Source organism: Rhodococcus zopfii NBRC 100606 = JCM 9919, from assembly GCF_001895025.1.
Classification (GTDB): domain Bacteria; phylum Actinomycetota; class Actinomycetes; order Mycobacteriales; family Mycobacteriaceae; genus Rhodococcus; species Rhodococcus zopfii.
Window position 1 is genome coordinate 88,671 of the sequence record NZ_BCXI01000030.1, and the last position, 15,530, is coordinate 104,200.

The window sequence follows — 15,530 nt, forward strand, 5'->3', positions numbered from 1 at the left end:
GCCTCACATCCGGAAGACACCGAAACCGTCGGCGCCTTCGATCGGGGCGGTGGCGACGGCCGACAGGCACATCCCCACCACGGTTCGGGTGTCCCGGGGGTCGATGACGCCGTCGTCGTAGAGGCGCCCGGACAGGAACATCGGAAGCGATTCGGCTTCGATCTGCTGCTCGATCGCGGCGCGCATCGCTTCGTCGGCAGCCTCGTCGAACGCCTGGCCTCGCGCTTCGGCGGCGGCGCGACCCACGATCGAGACGACGCCGGCAAGTTGCGCCCCGCCCATCACCGCGGATTTGGCGCTGGGCCACGCGAACAGGAAACGCGGATCGTACGCGCGCCCGCACATGCCGTAGTGGCCCGCACCGTAGGAGGCGCCGAGCAGGATCGAGATGTGCGGGACGGTCGAGTTGGAGACCGCGTTGATCATCATCGCGCCGTGTTTGATCATGCCGCGTTCCTCGTATTCGCGGCCCACCATGTAGCCGGTGGTGTTGTGCAGGAACAACAGTGGCGTGTCCGCACGGTTCGCGAGCTGGATGAACTGGGCGGCCTTCTGCGACTCCTCGTTGAACAGTACGCCGCGGGCGTTGGCGAGGATCCCGACCGGGAAGCCGTGCACCTGCGCCCACCCGGTGACCAGCGACGAGCCGTACAGGGGTTTGAACTCGTCGAAGTCGGAATCGTCGACGACACGGGCGATCACCTCGCGCGGGTCGAACGGCTTGCGCAGATCCTCCGGAACGATGCCCAGGAGTTCTTCGGGGTCGTGGCGGGGTCCGCGGACGTCCACGCGCGGAGCCGGTCCCTGCTTGCGCCAGTTCAGACGCCGGACGATGCTGCGGCCGATGCGCAGCGCGTCGTGCTCGTCGACAGCGAGATGGTCCGCGAGACCGGAAGTGCGCGCATGCATTTCGGCGCCGCCGAGCGTCTCGTCGTCGGAATCCTCCCCGGTCGCCATCTTCACCAGCGGCGGACCGGCGAGGAACACCTTGGAACGTTTCTCGATCATCACGACGTGGTCGGACATGCCCGGCATGTAGGCGCCGCCGGCGGTGGAGTTCCCGAAGACCAACGCGATGGTGGGGATCCCGGCCGCGGACAGGCGTGTGAGGTCGCGGAACAACCGGCCGCCCGGAATGAACACCTCCTTCTGAGTCGGCAGGTCGGCGCCGCCCGACTCGACCAGCGAAATCAGGGGCAGGCGGTTCTGCAGAGCAATATCGTTGGCGCGCAGGCTTTTACGCAACGTCCACGGATTGCTGGTGCCACCACGGACGGTGGGGTCGTTGGCGACGATCACGCACTCGACGCCCTCGACGACGCCGATCCCGGTGACGATGCTGGCGCCGACCGGGAATTCGGTGCCCCACGCGGCGAGCGGGGACAGCTCCAGGAAAGGCGAGTCGGGGTCGATCAGCAGTTCGATACGTTCGCGGGGCAGCAGTTTGCCGCGCGCATGGTGACGCGCGACGTACTTCTCGCCGCCGCCGGCGAGGGCCTTCGCGTGTTCGGTGTCGAGCTCGGCGAGTTTGGCGGTCATGGTCAGCGAGGCCGCGGCGTACTCGGCCGATGCCGGGTCGATCCGGGTGGTCAGGACGCTCATCCGGTGTACCCCAATCGTTTCGCGGCGAGTTCGGTGAGGATCTCGGAGGTGCCACCGCCGATGCCGAGGATGCGCATGTCCCGGTACTGGCGCTCCACCTCGGATTCGGCCATGTAGCCGAGGCCGCCGAACAGCTGGACGGCCTGGTTCGCGACCCACTCGCCGGCTTCGACGGCGGTGTTCTTGGCGAAGCACACTTCGGCGAGGAGGTCGCCGTCGCCGTCGAGAGCGCGTTCGACAACGCGCCGCGAGTAGACGCGGGCCACGTCCGTGCGCCGGGCCATCTCCGCGAGGGTGCGTTGCACGGACTGCCGGGTGATGAGCGGGCGGCCGAAGGTCTCGCGGTCGCGGCACCACGCGACGGTCAGATCGAGGCAGCGCTGCGCGCTGGAGTAGGCCTGTGCGGCCAGGGCGATGCGCTCGGAGACGAAGGCCATCGCGATCTGGCCGAATCCGGTGTTCTCGGCGCCGACCAGGTTCGCGGCGGGGACCCGCACGTCCACGAAGGACAGTTCGGCGGTGTCGGAGGCGCGCCAGCCCATCTTGTCGAGCTTACGGGAGACCGTGAATCCCGGTGTGCCCTTTTCGATCACGAGCAGGGATACCCCACCGGCTCCGACACCACCGGTGCGTACCGCGGTGACGACGAAGTCCGCGCGGCATCCGGACGTGATGTACGTCTTGGCACCGTTGACGATGTAGTGGTCGCCGTCGCGGTCCGCGCGGGTCGTCAGGTGCCCGACGTCGGAGCCGCCCCCGGGTTCGGTGATCGCGAGCGAACCGATCGAATCCCCGGCGAGGGTCGGCGCAACCCACCTGCGGATCTGTTCGGGATCGCCCGCGGCGATCAGGTGCGGCAGTGCGATGCCGCAGGTGAACAACGACGCGAAGGCACCGCCGGAGGCGCCCGCCTCGTGGAACGCCTCGCAGATCGTCAGGGTGTCGGCGGCGTCGCCGCCGGACCCGCCGACCGATTCGGGGAATCCGGCGCCGAGCAGTCCCAGCGCGGCCGCTTTCTTGTGCAGGTCACGGGGCAGCTCCCCGTCGCGTTCCCAGTCCGCGAGATGCGGCAGGATTTCCCGTTGCACGAATCCGGTGACGGTGTCACGCAGGGCGGTGCGTTCGGGTGTTGTCCAGATGCTCACTCGGTGGCCTCCAGCAGGGTTTCGGGGATGTCGAGGTGCCGCGAGCGCAGCCATTCGCCGAGGCCTTTGGCCTGCGGGTCGAATCGGGCGCCGGATGCGACGCCGCGCCCGAGGATGCCTTCGACGACGAAATTGACGGCCCGCAGGTGCGGCAGCACGTACCGGGTGACGGTCAGCGGTCGCGTCTCGGGCAGCAGTTCCTTGACGGCGTCGGCGGTGAGGGTGTGGACCAGCCAGCGCCACTGATCGTCGGTGCGGACCCACACGCCGATGTTGGCATCGCCTCCCTTGTCGCCGCTGCGTGCACCGGCAAGGGTGCCGAGCGGGACGCGACGGGCGGGTCCCGGCGGCAGCGGGTGCGGCAGTTCCGGTTCGGGCAGGGGTTCGAGCGGCCGGGTCGGCGTCACGGCGTCGATCGCGACCGCGGTCCCGTCCGGCAGTACCGCGGTGTGCGGGACGAGCCCGGCGTCGACGTAGGCGGCGGTGTACACCCCGTACGGCTGGCCGGCACCGGGCGGCGCGGTGAGCGAGAATCCTGGATAGCTCGCGAGCGCGAATTCGACTGCGACGGAGGAGAATGCGCGTCCCACGACATTCGGGTCGCGGTCGCGGGCGGTGCAGCGCAGCAGCGCGCTCGCAGTTTCCTCGGTGTCGGCGTCGGAGTGGTCGGTGCGGGCCAGCGTCCAGTCGAGTTCGGCGGGCCGGGCCGACAGGTTCGCCTCGACCTGCCGCCGGGTGAGCGCGGCCTTGGCCTCGATGTCGAGGCCGGTGAGCACGAACACCGCTTCGTTGCGGAACCCGGCGAGGGTGTTGAGGCAGACCTTGAGCGTCGGCGGCGGAGCTTCGCCGCGCACCCCGCTGATGCGGACGCGGTCCGGCCCGTCCTGGGTCAGCCGTGCGGTGTCGAGGCGCGCCGTGACATCGGGTCCGGCGTAACGTCCGCCGGTCACCTCGTAGAGCAGTTGCGCGGTGACGGTACCGACGGTGACCGCTCCCCCGGTGCCCGGATGTTTGGTAATGGTCGACGAGCCGTCGGCGGCGATCTCGGCGATCGGGAATCCGGGGCGGTCCAGGTCGTCGATCTCGGTGAAGAACGCGTAGTTGCCGCCGGTGGCCTGGGTGCCGCACTCGATGACGTGCCCGGCGACGACGGCTCCGGCGAGTTCATCGAAATCGTCTCGCGCCCAGCCGAAGTGTGCGGCCGCGGGCCCGACGATGACGGAGGCGTCGGTGACCCGTCCGGTGACGACGATGTCGGCGCCGGCGTCGAGGCACCGGACAATGCCCCACGCACCGAGATAGGCGTTGGCGGTCAGCGGTGGCGGGTCGGCGGCGAGCCCGAGTTCGTCGACGCGGCGGATGAGGTCGTCGCCCTCGACGTGCGCGACGGTCGCGGCGACGCCGAGGCGCCGGGCGAGTTCGCGCAGCGCGGCCGCCAATCCCGCCGGGTTCAGGCCGCCGGCGTTGGTGACGATCCGGACGCCCTTGTCCAGGGCGAGACCGAGGCAGTCCTCGGCCTGACGCAGAAACGTCTTGGCGTAGCCGAGGTTCGGGTCCTTCAGCCGATCCCGGCCGAGGATGAGCATCGTCAGTTCGGCGAGGTAGTCGCCGGTCAGATAATCGAGGTCGCCGCCCTCGAGCATCTCGCGCATCGCCGCGAGCCGGTCGCCGTAGAAGCCCGAGCAGTTTCCGATCCGCACGGGTGCGCTCATCGGGCGGCCTCGTTGTCGCGGCCGGCTCCGGGCGGTCCCGCGAACGCCTGGGCGAGATCCAGCCACGCGGCGGCGTCGGGTCCCGTGGCGACGAGCGCGGTGTCGTCTCGATGCACCCGTTGGGTGACGAGGCGGCAGAAATCGAGAGCCGGGCCGGTGACGGCCTGGGCAGCGTCGGCGGGTCCCCATTCCCAGGCGGTGCCGTCGGGGGCGTCGAGGCGCACCCGGAACGGCTCGGCGGGCGGGGTGCGGTCGTGAACGATGAACGCGAAGTCGCGGGTGCGGACGCCGAGGTGCGCGACATGGCGCAGTCGCGCGGTGGGAGTCCGGGTCGCCCCGAGCGCGTCCGCGACGTCGCCGCCGTGCGCCCAGGTCTCCATGAGCCGGGCGGTGGCCATCGATGCCGCACCCATCGGAGGCCCGTACCAGAGGATCTTGGTGCCGGCCGGGACCGCGGCGAGCGCAGCGGCGAGTTCGCGGCGGGCGCCACGCCAGTCCGCGAGCAGCTCAGCCGGCGGCCGGGCCGCCAGCTCGGCGGCAGCCTTGTCGACGAACCCGGTCGGGTCGGCGAGAGCGGCGTGCGCGGATGCGACGAACGCGTCCGGGTCGCCGATCGCGGTCAGCGCCGCCCGGTCGGTCCACAGGAGGTGGCCGATCTGATGGGCGACGGTCCAGCCGGCGGCCGGGGTCGGGGTCGCCCACTCGTCGGCGGGAAGGTCCGCGACCAGGGCGTCGAGGTCGTCGCCCTCGGCGCGCAGGTCGTCCAGAAGCGCGTGCAGCTCCGTCATGAGTTCAGGGTCACACGGCATCCCCGAAAAATCAAGCTCCCATGATTGTTTTTGGGCGCGGCCGGCTCCGGCGCGTGGCGCGGGTCGCGATGATCCCGAGGTCCGCCCACCGATAGGACAGCCGCATGCGTCCTGGACGCGTGCGGCTGTCTTTCTCGTCTGCGGTTGGGTGTGTCAGGCGGTGGCGGGCACCTTCTGGTCGCTTCCGGCCGGCGTGTCGCCGTCCGGGTCACCGTCCGGGTCACCGTCCGGGTGGCGACGGTTGCGGACGATGCTCGTGACGAGGGCGGCGGCGATCAGGACCACGCCGACGAGTCCGGTGACGATCTCGGAGACGTGGGTTCCGATCGAGTACATCAGGATCAGCGCGAGCGCGCCGATCGCCCAGTGGGCGCCGTGCTCGAGGTACACGTACTCCGACAGGGTGCCCTGGCGGACCAGGTACACGGTGAGCGACCGGACGAACATCGCGCCGATGAACCCGAGGCCCAGGGCGATGATGATCGGGTCCGCGGTGATCGCGAAGGCCCCGATCACACCGTCGAAGGAGAACGACGCGTCGAGCACTTCGAGGTAGAGGAACAGGAAGAACCCCGCCTTACCGGTGGCCTTCGCGAGTTCGGTCGGCCCGGTGCGCCGCGAGTCGTCGGATTCTTCCTCGACGTTGAACAGTTCGCCGAGGCCGTTGACGGCGATGTAGGTGATCATGCCGAGCGCGCCGGCGATCATGACCGTCGATGTCTTGTCCTCGGGGGCGATGAACACCGCGGTGACGATGAGCAGGGTGGTCGCGACGACGACCTCGAGCTGGTCGAGCTTGCCGACACGGGCGAGGGGTCGTTCGATCCAGCTCAGCCAGGTGATCTCCTTCTCCTCGAGGATGAATCCGAGGAAGAGCATCAGCAGGAACATGCCGCCGAACGCCGCGATCTGCGGGTGCGCGTCGGTGATCAGCGTTTCGTAGCTGGGGCTGCCGTCCGGGAAGTAGGCGCCGCCGTCGGCGGGCGGGTTGAGTGCCAGGTCGAGCGCTTCGACCGGGCCGAGCCCGGATGCGAGCCACACGATCGCCAGCGGGAACACCAGGCGCATGCCGAACACGGCGATGAGGACGCCGACGGTGAGGAATATCTTCTGCCAGAACTCGCTCATCCGCTGCAGGACCGTCGCGTTGATGACCGCGTTGTCGAACGAGAGGGACACCTCGAGGATGCCGAGGATCGCGCAGAGCAGCAGCGCCTGGGGGCCGCCGTAGAGGAAGGCGACCACCAGGGCGGCGACGGAGACGGCGAACGAGACGCCGAAAATGCGGAAGATCATCAGACGTTGACGCCGTAGTCGCGGGCGATGCCGGTGAGCCCGGACGCGTAGCCCTGGCCGATGGCGCGGAACTTCCATTCGCCGCCGTGCCGGTAGACCTCGCCGAAGATCATCGCGGTTTCGGTGGAGGCATCCTCGGAGAGGTCGTAGCGGGCGAGTTCGACGCCGGTGTTGCGGTCGACGACGCGGATGAAGGCATTGACGACCTGGCCGAACGACTGTCCGCGTTCGATCGCCTCGTGGATCGAGACGGGGAAGAAGATGTTGGTGACGCGAGGATCGAGCGCGACGAGGTCGATGTCGATCGATTCGTCGTCGCCGTCGCCTTCACCCGTGAGGTTGTCGCCGGCGTGTTCGACGGCGCCGTCGGGCGAGCGCAGGTTGTTGTAGAACACGAAGTGATGGTCGGACAGGACGCGCCGGTCCTGTCCGGTGAGCAGCGCCGAAGCGTCCAGGTCATAGGCGGCGCCCGTCGTGGTCCGCTGGTCCCAGCCCAGGCCGACGGTGATCGCGGTGAGGTTGGCGGTCTGTTTGGACAGCGAAACGTTGCCGCCCTTGGCCAGGGATACGCTCATCTGTGCACTCCTTCGTGATTGGATACTTCGAAACTGTTGTGGCCGTATTCTTTTCGACCGAAGGTCATCTGGAGCAGGGGGGCCACTTCAGGCCGAATCGGTGGGCACGGCCGGCCGCGTCGTCCAACGCGACGGCGACCGTGAGCTTCCCGATGGCCGGCCGAATCCGGTTCAGGTCCACCGTGATTCGGCCCGGGCTGTCCAGTCGCACCGCGTCCTCGCGGGACATGGGCCGGTTGAAGAACACGAAGTCGTCGTCGGCCCGGACCCGATGCGAGTCGTCGAACCGGAAGGCCATCGGGTCGACCGAGCCGGGCCGGACCCCGGACACCGACAGGGCGAGGCGACCGCCGTCGATAGCGGTGTTGGCACCGCGCGTCAGTTCGGACATTTCGTTCCCGCGACCTCCTGGTCGAATCTACACAGTTCCACCGAACCACGCGATCGGTTGATCGCCGCTTCGGCCGGCACTGTTAGCGGCAACAAGAACCTACCCGGAGATCACGGCACCCGCGTCCGCACGATCATGCGCACCAACTCACCCGCCGGGCCGGCCAGAGCACGCGGCGGGCGCCACACCGCGCGCAGCGTGCGGGCCAGGTCCAAGCCCTCGACGTCGATGCTCCGCAGTTCCCCCGACGTCAGATGGTCGGCGACGGCGAGGGTGCTCAGCACCGCGGGACCGACACCGCTCAGGACACTGGTGCGCACCGCGGCGCCGCTGCCCAGTTCGAGCAGCGGGGCGGGCCGGTCGTACTCCTCGAGTGCGAGGTCGAGGGTGCGCCGGGTACCCGAGCCCTGTTCCCGTACCACCAGCGGGGTCGCGGCGAGTTCCGCCACGGTCACGGGGCGGCGGCGCCGTACCCACGGATGCTCCGGCGCGACGACCACCACGAGGCGGTCCCGGGCGACCTCGACGCTGTGCAGCCCGTCCGGGACGGTGGGCCCTTCGACGAAGCCGACATGGACACGACCGTCCGCAACCGCATCGCACACCTGCATCGAGTTGTGCACCTGCAGCTGGATCTGCACGTCGTCACGCACCGCCCGGAACCGGCCCAGCCAACGCGGGATGAGGTGCTCGGCGACCGTCATGCTGGCCGCGACGGTCAGTTCGGCATGGCGTTCGACGCGCAGCGCGCCGGCGGCGTCGAGGAGCCCCCGGACGTCGGCGAGCGCCTCGCGGGCCCAGTGCGCAACGACCGTCCCTTCCGGGGTGAGGGACGATCCGGCGCGCCCGCGCCGCACCAGCCCGGCTCCGAGTTGCCGCTCGAGGCGACGCAGGGATCGGCTCGCGTTGGGTTGCGCGATGTCCGCAGCACGGGCGGCGGCCCCGAGACTGCCGTGGTCGTCGACACCGACGAGAAGCTCGAGAGCTGCGAGGTCCGGCCATTCGGTCATGACCGAATGATATGCCCACGCCCATAGCGATATCGATTCGATATGAATCGATGCGGTTTCGGGGCTAGTGACGACACCCAGCCCCGGAGATCGCGTGTGCGGTGCAGGGCGCCCTGCTCGCGGCGGCGATGTTCCCGCTCGGCCGGGCGTGCGTCCGGACATGGTGCGTGGCCTCGGGGTCACGGCGATCGCGCTGACCGGTGTTCTGTTGGTCCACCGGCTCGGATAGGGGCACACTCCAGTCTCATGGAAGCCCTGGATTTCGACGATGCCGCCGCCGTCCTGGCCGCGCAGCCGTTCAGCGTCCTCGTCGGCGCGAACCTGACCACCTACCTGCCGCCGCGCGCGGTCCTCGAGATTCCACTGCGACCGGAGTTGTTGCAGCAGTTCGGTTTCGTCCACGGCGGCGTGCTGTCGTATGCGGCGGACAACGCGATCACGTTCGCCGCGGGGACGGTTCTCGGCCCGTCGATCGTCACCACCGGTTTCACGATCGACTACCTGCGGCCCGCCGCAGGCGTTCTGCTGCGCGCCGAGGCTGCGGTCGTCGAATCGACGAAACGGCAGGCGCTGTGCCGGTGCGAGATCATCGCGGTCGCCGAGGACGGAACCGAGAAGGTGTGCGCGGCCGCGCAGGGCAGCGCCCGGCTGATCGACCTGTCGCGCTAACTGCTGGTCACGATCAGGACCACCGAGGCGAGCGCGAGCACCGCGACCGCCGCGGTGACCACGACGTTGCGCCACCAGTGCTGCGCGGCCGTCCCGGCGGCGAAGCGCCGGACCCGCGCACGGTGGCCGCGTCCGGCGGTGAGCAGCAGATACAGCGCCGGAGCCAGGCACAGCAGCCCGATCACCACGACCACGATGCCCGGTCCCGGTGCGAATCGCATGAATCCGAGCGCGACCGCACCGAGCACGGCAGCCGTGCGCAGCCAGGCGAGGCTGGTGCGTTCGGGCTGCAGCCCGGGATCGCCGTGGGTCGGCGGCGTCATACGAGGATCGCCACGGCCAGCACCACCGCCGCGACCGCGAGCAGTCCCGCCAGCAGGAACGCCGCCCACGGCGGTGACAGAGGGCGTTCGGTGCGCATGGCTTCCTCGACGCGCACCCAGCGGATCAGCGCGCTGATCACCAGAATTGCGGCGAACACCAGCAGCATGCAGGACACGCCCGTACGCACCGCGGGACCCACCACGTCGCCGCCGAACGTCTCGAGGGCGACCGCGGCCGCGACGATGCCGAGCGACGTGCGGATCCACGCGAGGAACGTGCGTTCGTTGGCGAGAGTGAAGCGCGCATCGGGTTCGGTTCCCTCCCGCAGCGCTCGCGGTCGCCAGTTCCGTCCAGGTGTCGTCACAGCTACGAACAGTAGCGGCGGCAGCGCTCCATGGTGGCGCGATGGTTCAGGCTGCGAGAACGCGGTCAGCCTACGACGAGGTCGGTACCGCGTGCCTCGACGGAGCGCGCCTTCAAGGGCCGCTTCGCGGGACCCTGCGCGACCGTGCCGTCGAGCCGGAATCGGCTTCCGTGGCAGTTGCAGACGATTTCGTCGCCCTCGACGCCGCTGATGTTGCAGCCGGAATGGGTACAGATCGCGACGAACGCACGGAAGTCGCCGGCGACCGGCTGCGACACGACCAGGCGCTTGTCTTCGATCATCACCGCACCACCCACCGGCACGTCCGAGACGGCGGCGACCACCTCCGCGTCCGGTCCGGGCGGCGCGGTCGTGGTCGCGGCGAGGTCCCCGTCGGCTGTCCCCGCCTCGGAACCCCCGTCGGTCGAGGCACCGCACGCGGTGAGCGCCGCGGTCGCCGCGACAGCACCGACACCGCCGAGCAGTGCCCGGCGGGGCAGGGCGGTCGATGTTGCCTGTGTTTCCGATGCCGCGGTGTTCATTCGCGTATCCGTTCCGGTCGCTGTGGTGTGCGTCGAAGAGCCTAGCGACGACGCCGGGCGCGGGCAGCGACGTGCGTCACGGCCCGCGCCCGGCGGTGTCGTCAGGATCCGGTGATCAGTGCATCACGGCCGGGGTGCTCTCGGCCGGAAGCTCGGCGCGCTTACGGGGCAGGAACGCGGCCGGGATCAGCGCGAGCACCATGACGCACGTCGCGACGAGGAACGTGGTCCCGAATGCGTCGGCGAGCGAGGACAGCAGCGACTGCTGCACCTCCGGGGGGAGCTGCGCGACCATGTCGGCGTCGGGTGTCGCGGCGCCCTCGGGGGCGCCGGGCGGGGTGACCATCTGGCTGGTGAGGATCACCGACATCGTGGCTGTGCCGATCGAACCGGCGACCTGCTGCACGATGTTCATCAGCGTCGACCCGCGCGCGATGCTCTGGTCGGTGAGGGTCTGCAGTGCCGCGGTCATCGTCGGCATCATGGTGCAGCCCATGCCCATACCCATCACGAACAGAGCACCGAGCAGCAGCCCGTACGACGTGTCGACACCGACCTGGGTGAACACGGCCATGCCGGCGGTGATGAGCGTCAGGCCGACCATGACGATCTTGCCGGGACCGATGCGGTCGACGAGCTGGCCGGCGATCGGCATCGTCAGCATGGCGCCGAGGCCCTGCGGGGCGAGCAGCAGACCGGCCGACAAGGTGGTCTCACCGCGCACCTGCAGGAAGTAGCTGGGGAACAACAGGCCGGCACCGAAGAAACCGATGGCGAACACCGACATGGTGAGCACCGCGAAGGTGAGCTGCCGGTTGCGGAACAGATACAGGTCGACCAGCGCATTCTGCGCCCGGAGGGCGTGGAACACGAACGCGGTGATCAGCGCGAGGCCGATGAGACCGTTGACGAGAACGCGTGCGGACGCGATGGTCCCGACTTCGGGAATCGACGAGACACCGAACAGGAACAGTGCCAGGCCGGGCGACAGCAGCAGCATGCCGATGAAGTCGAACGACTCGGACTTGCTGGGCTGGTCCTTGGGCAGCACAACGAACGCGGTGATGAGCGCGACGATGCCGATCGGCAGGTTGATGAGGAAGATCCAGTGCCAGCTCGCGGACTCGATCAGCCAGCCACCGAGGATGGGTCCGCCGATGGGGCCGAGCAGCATCGGGATGCCGAGCACGGCCATCACGCGCCCGACGCGGTGCGGTCCGGCCGCGCGGGTCATGATCGTCATACCGAGCGGCATGAGCATGCCGCCGCCGAGACCCTGCACCACACGGAACGCGATCAGCGACGAGATGTCCCACGCCATGCTGCACAGCACCGAACCGGCGACGAACAGCACGAGCGCGGTGAGGTACAGCCGCTTGGAACCGAAACGGTCGGCGGCCCAGCCGGTCAGTGGGATGACGCTGGCCAGCGCAAGCGTGTAGCCGGTCATCGTCCAGGCGACGGTCGCATAGCTGGCCTGGAATTCCTGCATGAACGTCGGCAGGGCGACGGACACGACGGTGACGTCGAGGATGGACATGATGGCACCGAGGACCACCACGGAGGCGATCTTCAGTACGGCAGCGTCGAGTTTGCCGTCGGACGCGGCAGCGTCGAGTTTGCCGTCGGACGCGGCAGCGTTCGGACCCTCGGATGGGGCTGTCATGGATGTTTCTCCTCGTCGCTGGTGGGACGGCGCACGCCCACCCGCGCCGAGGAGGACGCCGGAGATGCGCGTGGTGTTTCGTCAGCGAAGAACCGGGGCGGTGCCGATCTTCCCGGATCGTAGCGACTGTCCCCGACAGACCCCAACCGAGTTGCTCACCCCCGTGTGTCCTTTTGGCTGTTCAGGGGGCCCGAAAGACCCACCGGGAGCGATCTACGTCACAGTGGTGCAAGGCGGCGGAACAGCCGGGCCGGGCCGCGGCGAGCGCCGATCTCGACGAGCCCGGCCCGGTCGGTGATCTTCACCCGCGGGCGGCCGTGCACCCGGCCGGCGGCGCGCTCGGCGTCGTCGATCGCCTGCCAGCCGCGCAGATCCACTCGGTTCGGGCGTCGCGACGCGAGCAGTCGCGTCAGCTCGCGGCGCCCCGCGGGCGGTGCAGTGAGCCGCCCGGCGTCGAAGTCGGCGAGCAGCGCCGCGACCGTCTCCTTCGCGCAGGCCTTGTTGGTGCCGATCACGCCGCTCGGGCCGCGCTTGATCCAGCCGGTGACGTACACGGCGTCCTCGACGCGTCCGCCGGTGTTCGGAATGATGCCGCGACGCTCGTCGAACGGCACGTCGGGCAGCGGCACTCCCCGGTAGCCGATGGATCGCAGCACCAGCTGCGCGGGCAGATCCTCGTGGTCGCCGGCAGGCCGGGCCACGAGGGTGCCGTCTTCCCCTCCGACCAGCTCGGTGCGCACGAGCCGAACGCCGGTGACGCGGTCGGCACCGAGCAGTTCGGTCGGCGCGGCCAGATAACGGAAGACGATGCGCTTGCGGCCGGGTCGCGGCGGAGTCTGCGCGTACTCGCGCGCCAGACGCATGCGCAGTCCGACGGCGGGGTCGGCCGCTGCGGTCCGCGCGCTGACCGGATCGAGTTCCAGCTCGGACTCGTCGACGACGACGTCGACGCCGTGCAGGTCACCGAGCGCCAGGAACTCGGGGTTGCTGTAGGCGGCCTGGGCCGGGCCGCGACGCCCGAGGAGCACGACCTCCCGGATGTTGCTACGGCGCAGCGCCTCCAGCGCATGGTCGGCGATGTCGGTGCGAGCCAGCTCGTCGACGTCCGTCGTCAGGATCCGCGCGACGTCGATCGCGACGTTGCCGTTGCCGACGACGACCGCGGTGGTGCCGCTGAAGTCGAAGGTCTGGTCCGCGTAGTCGGGGTGCCCGTTGTACCAGGCGACGAACTCGGTCGCGGCGTGACTACCGGGCAGGTCCTCACCGGGGATGCCGAGGTGCCGGTCGGCGGACGCACCGACCGCGTAGATCACGGCGTGGTGATGGTCGAGCAGATCGGCGTGGGTGAGGTCGCGGCCGATCTCGACGTCGAGGTGCAGCCCGAATGCGTCGCGCCGGAACGACCGCTCGAACGAGTCGGTGACGGTCTTGGTACCGGGATGGTCCGGGGCGACGCCGGCGCGGACCAGGCCGAAGGGAGTCGGCAGGCGGTCGAACATCTCGACCTCGACGTCGGATCGTTCGAGCAGTTCCTGTGCGGCATAGCAGGCGGCGGGTCCGGCTCCGACGATCGCGACCCGCAACGTGCCGCGGTCGCGCGGCGGAGCCGGGGTGGGCGTGAGCGGAATCCAGCCGTCGGGCGTCGGGTGAGCGGTGTAGTAGGCGGCGTTGAGCTCGGTGAACCGGGCCTGCTCCGGGGTGAGGGTGTCCTCCGGGAAGATCGCCTCGACCGGGCACGCGTCCGCGCAGGCACCGCAGTCGATGCACGCCTGCGGATCGATGTGCAGCATCTCGGTGGTCGCGAACTCGCGTTCCTCGGGGGTCGGGTGGATGCAGTTGACCGGGCAGACGGCCACGCAGCTCGCGTCGTTGCAGCACGTCTGGGTGATCACGTAGGCCATGGTCTGGGTCCTCGGGGCGCCGGGCGGCACAACCGGCCGCATTTCATGTGACACTGCGTAACAGTTAAATGAGACTGTAGTCGCCACCGCACGAAGACCGCAAGACGCACTGCGCACGACAACCGTTGCTGCGAGAATCGGGCGATCCACGAACACGAGGGGGCATGGGATGGGGACCGACACGACTGCCACACCGCGCTGGACACAGCCGCTGTGCGAACTACCTGCGAACGCGTCTCCGTACACCACCGAACGCACCGTCCGAACCGGCGACGTCGACAACAACCAGAGACTGCGGCTCGACGGCATCGCCCGGTATCTCCAGGACATCGGCACCGACAATCTCGCCGCCGTCGACGCGACCCGCACCGATCCGCTGTGGATCGTCCGCCGCACCGTCATCGACGTGCATCGCCCGGCGCGGTATCCCCAGCAGCTGCGTCTGCGCCGCTGGTGCGACGCCCTGTCCACCCGATGGGCGAACGTCCGCGTGCGGATGGACGGGGTCGAGCCCGACGGCGAGGGCTCACTCATCGAGACCGCGGGATTCTGGATCGACATCAGCCCGACCAGCGGCACACCCACCCGCATCAGCGACCCGCTGTTCGAGCACATGTCGAGGCACGCCCACGACACCCGGCTCCGGTGGCACGCCTGGCTCTCCCCCGACCCCACCGACGCGGACCACACCGCGACACCGTTCCCGCTGCGGGTCACCGACATCGACCCGTTCGACCACGTCAACAATGCGACCTACTGGCACGGCGTCGAGGAACACCTCGCCGAGCGCGGCGACCTGCAGGAAGGTCCATATCGCGCGATCGTCGAACACCTGCGGCCCGTCGTCGCGGGCGACGACCTGACCATCCGCGCCCACCATGAGCCCGACGCTCTCTCGCTCTGGTTCACCGTCGACGACCAGGTCCGGGCCGTCGCAAGGGTCGCGCGATCCACGACGTCGACACCCGGCAGATCCGACATCGGCGCTCCGGCCGCCGACGAACCCGAGCACTTACGGTGGGACGCATGACCCGTACCCTGATGCTGCTGCGCCACGGCAAGTCCGCCTACCCGGACGGCGTCGCCGACCACGAGCGTCCCCTGGCCCCGCGCGGACGACGAGAAGCCGGGCTCGCCGGCCGGTGGCTCCGGGCCAATCAGCCGCCGATCGACGCGGTTCTGTGCTCCACGGCCGTGCGCACCCGCAAGACGCTCGCCGAAGCAGCGATCGAGGCACCGGTCGACTACCGGGACGATCTGTACGACACGACCCCGGACATCCTCGTCGGTGCGATCCGCGCAGTCCGCGACGACGTGACGACACTGCTGGTCGTCGGCCACGAACCGAGCCTGTCGCGGACGGCGCTGCTCCTCGCCCCCGATCACGACAGCGAGGCCGCGCACCAACTCGCCGAGAAGTTCCCGACGTCCGCGGTTGCGGTGCTGACCGTCCGCGGAGCCTGGCACGAACTCGAGGCCGGCCGCGCCGAGCTCACGGATTTTCATATACCGAGGTAGCTGCTC

Annotated in this window: 16 protein-coding genes; 3 read left to right on the top strand and 13 right to left on the bottom strand. The window is 69.5% G+C overall.

Features of this window, described 5'->3' with window-relative positions:
* Positions 1-3: 3 nt before the first annotated feature.
* The 8 genes from RZ1_RS18990 to RZ1_RS19025 all read right to left on the bottom strand — a co-directional run bounded on the left by RZ1_RS18990 (position 4) and on the right by RZ1_RS19025 (position 8,540).
* Positions 4-1,602 (bottom strand): acyl-CoA carboxylase subunit beta, encoded by a 1,599-nt coding sequence (locus tag RZ1_RS18990; protein ID WP_072814049.1) that lies wholly within the window; start codon positions 1,600-1,602, stop codon positions 4-6.
* Positions 1,599-2,747 carry an acyl-CoA dehydrogenase family protein gene (locus tag RZ1_RS18995; RefSeq protein ID WP_072814050.1) on the bottom strand — a complete coding sequence of 383 codons (1,149 nt, stop codon included), beginning with the start codon at positions 2,745-2,747 and terminating at the stop codon, positions 1,599-1,601. The genes RZ1_RS18990 and RZ1_RS18995 overlap by 4 nt, the downstream gene beginning before the upstream one ends.
* Positions 2,744-4,459, bottom strand: coding sequence for an acyclic terpene utilization AtuA family protein (locus tag RZ1_RS19000; RefSeq protein WP_072814051.1), 1,716 nt, complete (start codon positions 4,457-4,459; stop codon positions 2,744-2,746). The genes RZ1_RS18995 and RZ1_RS19000 overlap by 4 nt, the downstream gene beginning before the upstream one ends.
* Complete coding sequence (locus RZ1_RS19005; RefSeq protein ID WP_072814052.1) at positions 4,456-5,247, bottom strand: TIGR03084 family metal-binding protein; 792 nt, start codon at positions 5,245-5,247, stop codon at positions 4,456-4,458. Before RZ1_RS19005 ends, RZ1_RS19000 begins: the two co-directional genes overlap by 4 nt.
* Before the next feature lie 174 nt (positions 5,248-5,421).
* Complete coding sequence (locus RZ1_RS19010) at positions 5,422-6,564, bottom strand: DUF475 domain-containing protein (protein WP_072814053.1); 1,143 nt, start codon at positions 6,562-6,564, stop codon at positions 5,422-5,424.
* Positions 6,564-7,139 carry a TerD family protein gene (locus tag RZ1_RS19015; RefSeq protein ID WP_072814054.1) on the bottom strand — a complete coding sequence of 192 codons (576 nt, stop codon included), beginning with the start codon at positions 7,137-7,139 and terminating at the stop codon, positions 6,564-6,566. The genes RZ1_RS19010 and RZ1_RS19015 overlap by 1 nt, the downstream gene beginning before the upstream one ends.
* A gap of 64 nt (positions 7,140-7,203) precedes the next feature.
* Positions 7,204-7,530 (bottom strand): TerD family protein, encoded by a 327-nt coding sequence (locus RZ1_RS19020; protein WP_072814055.1) that lies wholly within the window; start codon positions 7,528-7,530, stop codon positions 7,204-7,206.
* A 110-nt stretch (positions 7,531-7,640) separates the two neighbouring features.
* Positions 7,641-8,540: a LysR family transcriptional regulator gene (locus RZ1_RS19025; RefSeq protein WP_072814056.1), complete on the bottom strand. Its 900-nt coding sequence runs from the start codon at positions 8,538-8,540 to the stop codon at positions 7,641-7,643.
* A gap of 246 nt (positions 8,541-8,786) precedes the next feature.
* Between RZ1_RS19025 and RZ1_RS19030 the strand changes: the two genes are divergently transcribed.
* Positions 8,787-9,209, top strand: a complete 423-nt coding sequence (locus RZ1_RS19030; protein WP_072814057.1) for a PaaI family thioesterase — start codon at positions 8,787-8,789, stop codon at positions 9,207-9,209.
* Here the strand turns inward: RZ1_RS19030 and RZ1_RS19035 are convergent.
* From RZ1_RS19035 to RZ1_RS19055, 5 genes are all read right to left on the bottom strand, one after another.
* Complete coding sequence (locus RZ1_RS19035; RefSeq protein ID WP_072814058.1) at positions 9,206-9,532, bottom strand: DUF202 domain-containing protein; 327 nt, start codon at positions 9,530-9,532, stop codon at positions 9,206-9,208. The two genes, RZ1_RS19030 and RZ1_RS19035, sit on opposite strands and share 4 nt — an antisense overlap.
* Positions 9,529-9,897: a YidH family protein gene (locus RZ1_RS19040; RefSeq protein ID WP_072814059.1), complete on the bottom strand. Its 369-nt coding sequence runs from the start codon at positions 9,895-9,897 to the stop codon at positions 9,529-9,531. Before RZ1_RS19040 ends, RZ1_RS19035 begins: the two co-directional genes overlap by 4 nt.
* A 65-nt stretch (positions 9,898-9,962) precedes the next feature.
* Entirely contained in the window at positions 9,963-10,439 is a 477-nt protein-coding gene (locus tag RZ1_RS19045; protein WP_072814060.1) for a Rieske (2Fe-2S) protein, read from the bottom strand.
* Positions 10,440-10,554: 115 nt separating this feature from the next.
* Positions 10,555-12,105 (bottom strand): DHA2 family efflux MFS transporter permease subunit, encoded by a 1,551-nt coding sequence (locus RZ1_RS19050; protein WP_072814061.1) that lies wholly within the window; start codon positions 12,103-12,105, stop codon positions 10,555-10,557.
* A 218-nt stretch (positions 12,106-12,323) separates the two neighbouring features.
* The gene (locus tag RZ1_RS19055) at positions 12,324-14,006 is read right to left on the bottom strand and encodes an FAD-dependent oxidoreductase (protein WP_072814062.1); all 1,683 of its coding nucleotides are present in this window, start codon (positions 14,004-14,006) and stop codon (positions 12,324-12,326) included.
* A 169-nt stretch (positions 14,007-14,175) separates the two neighbouring features.
* On the opposite strand from RZ1_RS19055, the gene RZ1_RS19060 reads away from it, so the two are divergent.
* Positions 14,176-15,036 (top strand): acyl-[acyl-carrier-protein] thioesterase, encoded by an 861-nt coding sequence (locus tag RZ1_RS19060; protein ID WP_083583778.1) that lies wholly within the window; start codon positions 14,176-14,178, stop codon positions 15,034-15,036.
* Positions 15,033-15,524 (top strand): SixA phosphatase family protein, encoded by a 492-nt coding sequence (locus tag RZ1_RS19065; protein WP_072814063.1) that lies wholly within the window; start codon positions 15,033-15,035, stop codon positions 15,522-15,524. The genes RZ1_RS19060 and RZ1_RS19065 overlap by 4 nt, the downstream gene beginning before the upstream one ends.
* Positions 15,525-15,530 lie beyond the last annotated feature (6 nt).

What these genes read in the sequence shown, in the direction of transcription:
- RZ1_RS18990 (WP_072814049.1), bottom strand. Translation starts at nt 1,602, where the DNA reads ATGAGCGTCCTGACCACCCGGATCGACCCGGCATCGGCCGAGTACGCC.
- RZ1_RS19000 (WP_072814051.1), bottom strand. Translation starts at nt 4,459, where the DNA reads ATGAGCGCACCCGTGCGGATCGGAAACTGCTCGGGCTTCTACGGCGAC.
- RZ1_RS19005 (WP_072814052.1), bottom strand. Translation starts at nt 5,247, where the DNA reads ATGACGGAGCTGCACGCGCTTCTGGACGACCTGCGCGCCGAGGGCGAC.
- RZ1_RS19010 (WP_072814053.1), bottom strand. Translation starts at nt 6,564, where the DNA reads ATGATCTTCCGCATTTTCGGCGTCTCGTTCGCCGTCTCCGTCGCCGCC.
- RZ1_RS19015 (WP_072814054.1), bottom strand. Translation starts at nt 7,139, where the DNA reads ATGAGCGTATCCCTGGCCAAGGGCGGCAACGTTTCGCTGTCCAAACAG.
- RZ1_RS19020 (WP_072814055.1), bottom strand. Translation starts at nt 7,530, where the DNA reads ATGTCCGAACTGACGCGCGGTGCCAACACCGCTATCGACGGCGGTCGC.
- RZ1_RS19025 (WP_072814056.1), bottom strand. Translation starts at nt 8,540, where the DNA reads ATGACCGAATGGCCGGACCTCGCAGCTCTCGAGCTTCTCGTCGGTGTC.
- RZ1_RS19030 (WP_072814057.1), top strand. Translation starts at nt 8,787, where the DNA reads ATGGAAGCCCTGGATTTCGACGATGCCGCCGCCGTCCTGGCCGCGCAG.
- RZ1_RS19035 (WP_072814058.1), bottom strand. Translation starts at nt 9,532, where the DNA reads ATGACGCCGCCGACCCACGGCGATCCCGGGCTGCAGCCCGAACGCACC.
- RZ1_RS19045 (WP_072814060.1), bottom strand. Translation starts at nt 10,439, where the DNA reads ATGAACACCGCGGCATCGGAAACACAGGCAACATCGACCGCCCTGCCC.
- RZ1_RS19050 (WP_072814061.1), bottom strand. Translation starts at nt 12,105, where the DNA reads ATGACAGCCCCATCCGAGGGTCCGAACGCTGCCGCGTCCGACGGCAAA.
- RZ1_RS19055 (WP_072814062.1), bottom strand. Translation starts at nt 14,006, where the DNA reads ATGGCCTACGTGATCACCCAGACGTGCTGCAACGACGCGAGCTGCGTG.
- RZ1_RS19060 (WP_083583778.1), top strand. Translation starts at nt 14,176, where the DNA reads ATGGGGACCGACACGACTGCCACACCGCGCTGGACACAGCCGCTGTGC.
- RZ1_RS19065 (WP_072814063.1), top strand. Translation starts at nt 15,033, where the DNA reads ATGACCCGTACCCTGATGCTGCTGCGCCACGGCAAGTCCGCCTACCCG.